The sequence below is a fragment of the Streptomyces sp. NPDC047000 genome, from assembly GCF_040644295.1.
GTDB lineage: Bacteria > Actinomycetota > Actinomycetes > Streptomycetales > Streptomycetaceae > Streptomyces.
Window position 1 is genome coordinate 1 of record NZ_JBEYWE010000065.1, and the last position, 5525, is coordinate 5525.

General features: G+C 70.2%; 7 protein-coding genes and 4 pseudogenes. 8 read left to right on the plus strand and 3 right to left on the minus strand.

The genetic code is table 11. The features are described from left to right. Positions 1-95: 95 nt before the first annotated feature. Positions 96-287: pseudogene (locus tag ABZ862_RS38175) on the plus strand (transposase family protein); the annotation flags it as partial. Positions 288-305: 18 nt separating this feature from the next. On the opposite strand, the gene ABZ862_RS38180 reads toward ABZ862_RS38175, so the two are convergent. Further along, a protein-coding gene (locus tag ABZ862_RS38180; RefSeq protein ID WP_360969146.1) for an IS5 family transposase occupies positions 306-1114 on the minus strand; the annotation gives its coding sequence in 2 pieces (ribosomal slippage) (positions 306-775 and positions 775-1114; 810 coding nt in all). A 480-nt stretch (positions 1115-1594) separates the two neighbouring features. Between ABZ862_RS38180 and ABZ862_RS38185 the strand changes: the two genes are divergently transcribed. The 4 genes from ABZ862_RS38185 to ABZ862_RS38200 all read left to right on the plus strand — a co-directional run bounded on the left by ABZ862_RS38185 (position 1595) and on the right by ABZ862_RS38200 (position 3745). After that, entirely contained in the window at positions 1595-1960 is a 366-nt protein-coding gene (locus tag ABZ862_RS38185; protein ID WP_360969149.1) for a PadR family transcriptional regulator, read from the plus strand. Between the two features lies 1 nt (position 1961). Beyond that, a complete protein-coding gene (locus ABZ862_RS38190) occupies positions 1962-2543 on the plus strand; it encodes a hypothetical protein (protein ID WP_360969152.1) in 582 nt (193 codons plus the stop codon). 337 nt (positions 2544-2880) lie between these two features. Further along, positions 2881-3297, plus strand: a complete 417-nt coding sequence (locus ABZ862_RS38195) for a hypothetical protein (RefSeq protein ID WP_360969154.1) — start codon at positions 2881-2883, stop codon at positions 3295-3297. A 40-nt stretch (positions 3298-3337) separates the two neighbouring features. Beyond that, complete coding sequence (locus tag ABZ862_RS38200) at positions 3338-3745, plus strand: hypothetical protein (RefSeq protein WP_360969157.1); 408 nt, start codon at positions 3338-3340, stop codon at positions 3743-3745. Between the two features lie 22 nt (positions 3746-3767). Here ABZ862_RS38200 and ABZ862_RS38205 read toward each other — a convergent pair whose 3' ends face one another. After that, the gene (locus ABZ862_RS38205; protein WP_360969160.1) at positions 3768-4283 is read right to left on the minus strand and encodes a hypothetical protein; all 516 of its coding nucleotides are present in this window, start codon (positions 4281-4283) and stop codon (positions 3768-3770) included. 40 nt (positions 4284-4323) lie between these two features. On the opposite strand from ABZ862_RS38205, the pseudogene ABZ862_RS38210 reads away from it, so the two are divergent. Next, positions 4324-4521: pseudogene (locus tag ABZ862_RS38210) on the plus strand (Scr1 family TA system antitoxin-like transcriptional regulator); the annotation flags it as partial. Next, positions 4522-4793 (plus strand): annotated as a pseudogene (locus ABZ862_RS38215) (restriction endonuclease); the annotation flags it as partial. It lies immediately after the preceding pseudogene. A gap of 182 nt (positions 4794-4975) precedes the next feature. On the opposite strand, the pseudogene ABZ862_RS38220 reads toward ABZ862_RS38215, so the two are convergent. Further along, positions 4976-5124 (minus strand): annotated as a pseudogene (locus ABZ862_RS38220) (site-specific integrase); the annotation flags it as partial. A gap of 126 nt (positions 5125-5250) precedes the next feature. On the opposite strand from ABZ862_RS38220, the gene ABZ862_RS38225 reads away from it, so the two are divergent. After that, a partial coding sequence (locus ABZ862_RS38225; RefSeq protein WP_360969163.1) for a cupin domain-containing protein occupies positions 5251-5525 on the plus strand: 275 nt, incomplete at its 3' end.

Here is a 5525-nt window from a genome sequence, read left to right on the forward strand (position 1 = left end):
CCGCTACGAACGCAAGGCCGAACACTTCCTCGCCTTCGCCGGCATCGCCTGTACCCTCATCTGCTACCGCAGACTCACCAAATGAGATGATTTCTAAACGCAGGCCCCTGCAGGAACTCACCCCTACCGAGAAGACAGCCAACCGGGCCCTGGCCGCGGCACGGGCCCCGGTCGAACGCGGCGTCGCCCGTCTGAAGTCCTGGCAGATCTTCCGCAGGTCCCGGTGCAGCCCCAACCGCATGACGTCAATCATCAAGGCCATCCTCACCCTGGAGCGGCAACGCTGAAGAAGCTCACTGATCGCTTCAGGGTGAGGTTCGCAGGCGGCGGAGGCATATGAGGCTGCAGGCCAGTTCGAGCAAGCCCTGATGGAGATCGGCGCGTCGCTCGTAGCGGATGCGGAGCCGTTTGAACTGGTGCAGCCAGGCAAAGGTGCGCTCGACGACCCAGCGCACCTTGCCCAGTCCGGAGCCGTGGGCGACGCCACGTCGGGCGATCATCGGTTTGATGCCGCGCTTGCGCAGCAGGCGGCGGTACTTGTCGAAGTCGTAGCCCCGGTCGGCGTACAGGCGCCGGGGTTTGCGGCGGGGGCGTCCGCGCAGTCCCCGGATCGGCGGGACGGCGTCCAGCAGGGGCAGGAGTTGGGTGATGTCGTGCCGGTTGCCGCCGGTGAGCGTGACGGCGAGCGGGGTTCCGTGGCGGTCGACGATCAGGTGGTGCTTGGAGCCGGGACGGGCACGGTCGACGGGCGAGGGGCCGACATGGTCCCCCCTTTGAGGGCCCGGACGCGCGAGCCGTCCACGGCGCAGTCGTCCAGGTCCAACGAGTCCGCGCGGCGCAGCTCGGTCAGCAGGGCGGCGTGCAGGCGTGGCCACACGCCGGCCTCGGTCCAGTCCCGCAGCCGACGCCAGGCCGTGACTCCGGAGCAGCCCACGGTCTCGGCCGGGACGTCCCGCCAGGCGACACCGGCCCGCAGCACGAACAGGACGCCGGCGAGTGCTGTCCGGTCAGGAACACGCAACCGCCCGGGATGCCGGTGGCGTCGTTCGGGAGCGGGTGGCAGCAGCGGGGCCACCCGCTCCCACAGGTCGTCCGGAACAAGATCAGCATGCACCCGGACACCTTGCCCACCAAGATCGTCGAGCGCAAGACCCGCAGCTCAACTCATTCTGAAACGATCAGTTAGATGCCGATGTGGAGCCTGAGCTGGATAAATCGCTACAGGTGACGAGTGTCACTTTATGTTACTGCCGAATGTGGGACAGGGCCGCTCGTTTGACAGGCTCCCGTCCGCTCGCTCGCCCCCACAGCGGCCGCGACTTCGCGATTCGCCGCCGTGCCCACACCGCGACAACACCCATCGGGTCGATGAGTTGCGGGGTGGGGCGGCCGGGCGCACGTGCGGGCCGGCTCGCTCTCCGGCAGTGAGCGCTGGCGGATCGATCTGGCGCTTGCGCTGCCGGGCCGACCGTGGGTGTTGTTTTCCGACGGGCCGACGGCCGGGTCGATGCCCAGGGCGCGTAACGGTCCGGCGTCGGTACTCGGCTTGGATTGCTACTTGACTAAGCAAGGTACCTTTCCTAGTCTGAGCTTCATGAGTCCGACACACGATCCCCAACTGCTCAAAGGAGTCCTGTCACCGCTGCTGCTGCGGCTGCTCGCCGAACGCGAGTCGTACGGCTACGAACTGGTACAGCGGCTGCGGGCTGCCGGTCTGTCGGGAATCTCGGACGGCACGGTCTATCCGGCACTGTCACGGCTGGAGCGGGAGGGGCGCATCAGCTCCCGGCTGGTCGCATCGCGTTCGGGTCCGGCGCGCAAGTACTACCAGCCCACCGCCAGCGGCTACACGGCCCTGGCCGAGGCGACCGCGGACTGGCTGGCGCTGGCCGCCACGGTCAACGGCGTGCTGTCGCAGCCGGTCCCGCCCATGCCTGCCCCACCTGCCGAGGAGACATGAGATGCCCCGTACCCTGACGACGATCGACCGGCTGCGCATCGAGTACGCGGTGTGGCGCCTCGACGGCTTCCTCCACGACCTGCCCCGGCGCTCCCGCGTGGCCAAGCGCCGAGAGGTCCGCGTCAACCTGCACGCTGCCGCGGCCGACGTCGGCACCACCGACGCGCTGCGCCAGCTGGGCGGGCTACGGCGGCTCGCCGCCGAGTACCTGGCCGCCGAGTACGGCGACTGGGACCAGCGCCCCACCTGGACCACCGGGGCGGTGTGCATGCTCGTCGTCCAGTTCGGCAGCTACGCGCTGATCGAGGCCGGCCGGTCGGCCTTCACCGCCGGTGTTCTCGCCGCCGACCCGCACCCGCGGGGCACGTACCGCTGGGCCGGGATCCCGTACCTGAGCGACGACGCCACGGTCACCTTCACCGCCACCGGCCACTCCTCGCTGGGCGGCGCCTGCACGCCCCTGGTCTACCTGGGCATGCTCGCCGCCTTCACCGCCGGCGGCCGGCTGTGGCGCCTCCTGCCCCCGGGACGCCGCCACCACACCGCCACCACGTCCTACGAGCCCGCGGAGCGCACCCGATGAAGCGCCTCCTGCTCGCACTCATGCTCTCCACGGCGGTGCTCGCCTCGACCGCGGCCTCGAGCGGCCGGAGCGTGTCGCGCGGGTCGGCCGCGAGCGCGGGCGCAGCCGACCGTGCGACGGCGGGCCGTCATCAGCAACAACGACTTCCCCGAGTACTGGATCTTCCACACCGCGAGGGAGCGCGAACGCCTCTGTCCCCAGCCTGACCAGCACGCCTACGGCCTCTCAGCCTGATCGGCGATCTCACTCACGCAGAGCCGCACCCAAGCCGTACTACCGCGGCTGCCAGGTGGGTGGCGTCGATCAGCCGTAGATCGATCACAGGGGAGGACCGGCCATGAAGTGGAGCCCGACAGGGTGGGGAGCGAAGATCGTTGAGGGAGAGCGGGAGTATTCGCTGCCCGTGGAGAAGCGGGGGCCGAAGGACGAAGCGATGGTGGCGATGACGGACAGCCCCAAACTCGTCCCCGTCACGAAGGTGCCGGGGTTCAAGGAACTGGTGCCTTACCACCGCGTGGTCTCGGTCCTGCCGGCCGCTCCCGGGTGGAAGGTGCAGGCCGACCAGTTCGGGCCCTTCGCGCCATACACCGCGCCCATCGCCGCCTGGGTGATGGACGGTGAGGGCATCTTCTGGCCCGTGATCGGCGTGAGTGAGCCCGAGGACGGGGGACCGCACCGCCCGTCGCCGGACGGCGAGTACACGCTCCGCCCCCACCTCAGCAGCGGTAACAAGATCATCGCTCCGGAGGCCTGACCACGCGCGCGCACACCGGACGGGAGGCAGGAGCGACACCGTGGATCCACGCGGCGGGGACCATGAACGGCAGGCACGCTACTTCGCGCCGCTGGCCGTGCTGGACGGCGCGGAGCTCACCGAGGCGCAGGAACAGCTGGCGCGGGCCGCCCTCGAGGTCGTGCTGTTGATCGGTCTGCCGCCGTACAACCTCGAGGCGGCAGCGGACGGTGAGGAGACCGGGGTGGGCCTGGCCCCGGTCCCAGGGCGTCGTCATGCGCTGCGAGTGCTGTGGCGGCAGGATGTGACAGCTGCCCTCCACCTGCCCGCTGAGCTGGTCCATGCCCAGCAGGCCGCCATGCACCAGGCGCTGCGCACGATCCTGTCCGCTCACCGGTTCTGGGTCGAAGACGGACCCGCGGGGGAGGCCCCGGTCGTGCTCGGTCTCACCCGCCCCGGCGTCACATGAGGCCGGGGCGGGGCCGGCCGGGTCAGCGGTTGTTGTGGTAGGCGATGATGCCGTCGGCGACCAGGCCGCGGCCGCGGGCGGTACGGAACTCTTCCAGCCGCTTGGCGTCGGTGTACTGCTCGGTCGTGTTTCCCGGCGGGGTGCGCACCCCGAGCTGCGGGCCGTAGAAGCACAGCACGTACCGGTGGTGCAGGGCTGCCGAGTACCAGTGGGGTGAGGCGGGGACGGTGATGCGTGAGTAGATCCCGCCGTCCGGGGAGCGCAGCTCCAGCTGGTCGTCGGTCAGCCGGTGCAGTGTCCAGCCGGGGATGGTTCGCAGATCGGCGAAGCCGCGGGGGAAGCGCCGCAGTCCGGCCGTGATCGCGCCCTCCACCTGGATCTCCCGCGGCTCGCTCCCGGGGAGCTGGGACATCATGGCGCGCTCCGGCTCGAAGAGCGCCACCGGCATCGGGTCCTCGCCGTCGCTGGTCTGCAGCATGCCGGTGTCCGGGGCGATGCCGGTGGCGACCTGGCCCAGACCGAGGGCGGGGGAGTCCATGAACAGCAGCCGGCCCTGGTCGTCGACGTGGTCGCTCAGCTTCCTCTACGAGGGAGGCCGGCTCTTCGTGGTCCTCATCGAGGAGTCCGTCCTGCGCTTCCGCACCGCCGATCCCGACGCCATGCGCGGCCAGCTGCGCCGCCTCCTGGCCGTGATGCCGCTGGCATCCGTCTTGCTGGGGATCATCCCGTTCACCGCACAGCGCACCGTGTGGCCGCTGGAGGCGTTCTACCTGCACTACGAGCAGATCGGCCTCCAGCTGACCGGCCACGCCCACGCGGTCGCCTCCGACGTCAGGCGCCGCGCGAACCAACTGCCCAGGGGCAGCGGGCCCCGGGCGCTCGCCGACGTCGTCCTGCGCGAGGCGGAAGGCCGGCTGTCCGTGACGCTGGAGGGCACCGTGTGCGGCATCCAGAACCGCGCCCGCCTGGGGTCCGTGCCCTCTACGAACGGCTGGACCGGCTGGAGGCCGCGCTAGCCCCGGATAGGGTTGCATCGACCGTCGGCTGACCCGTGTTCCGGGCCGATGGCCGCGTGAGGGTTACAAAGTACCGGTATGGCGCGGGAGCGGATCCGGTGGCCGACGGTTGTCGACCGAGCCCGGGAAATCGTGGAAAGCTACGAGGGCGGCGTCACGCTACGCCAGGTGATGTACCGGCTGGTTCCCGAAGGCGCGCTGCCGCACACCGCGCCGACAAGGCCGAGTGCCGGAAGTTGTACGAGGCGAGCGGTGAGGCGACGGCGGCCGGCGGGAGCGCCGGCGTGCGTGCTTCCTGCCAGACGCGGAAGTAAGTGGACGAGCCGACCACTCCCCGCGCTCGTTGGTGAACAGCCGCCCGTCACGTGGGGGGCCGATCCCACACCCGGAGGTGCTCGGCAGCCCTCCCCGGATGCGCCCCGTTGCGCGAAGTGGTCGACTCGAAAACGACGGGAAGTCTCGGAGTCATCACGGAGAGGAGCCACAGCGATGCCAAGGGTTTCCAAACTGTCCGCGACGAACGTCCAGGAATTCGGGCCGGTGACCGACCGCCGCGAGGAGATGAACGGGTACACCGTCGAATTCGTGTCCTTCTCGGCCGACGCCGACCTTGACGGGCCGCTGCAGGCGCTGCCCGGTGGGGCGTGCCAGTGTCCGCACTGGGGCTACGTCATCGCCGGACGCGTGCGCTTCACCTCCGGGGACCGGGAGGAGGTGTACGAGGCCGGTGACGCGTTCTACCAGCCGCCGGGACACCGGCCGTA

Excerpts from the sequence above, each read along its gene's own strand:
- ABZ862_RS38185 (WP_360969149.1), top strand. The coding sequence starts at position 1,595 with ATGAGTCCGACACACGATCCCCAACTGCTCAAAGGAGTCCTGTCACCG.
- ABZ862_RS38190 (WP_360969152.1), top strand. The coding sequence starts at position 1,962 with ATGCCCCGTACCCTGACGACGATCGACCGGCTGCGCATCGAGTACGCG.
- ABZ862_RS38195 (WP_360969154.1), top strand. The coding sequence starts at position 2,881 with ATGAAGTGGAGCCCGACAGGGTGGGGAGCGAAGATCGTTGAGGGAGAG.
- ABZ862_RS38205 (WP_360969160.1), bottom strand. The coding sequence starts at position 4,283 with ATGGACTCCCCCGCCCTCGGTCTGGGCCAGGTCGCCACCGGCATCGCC.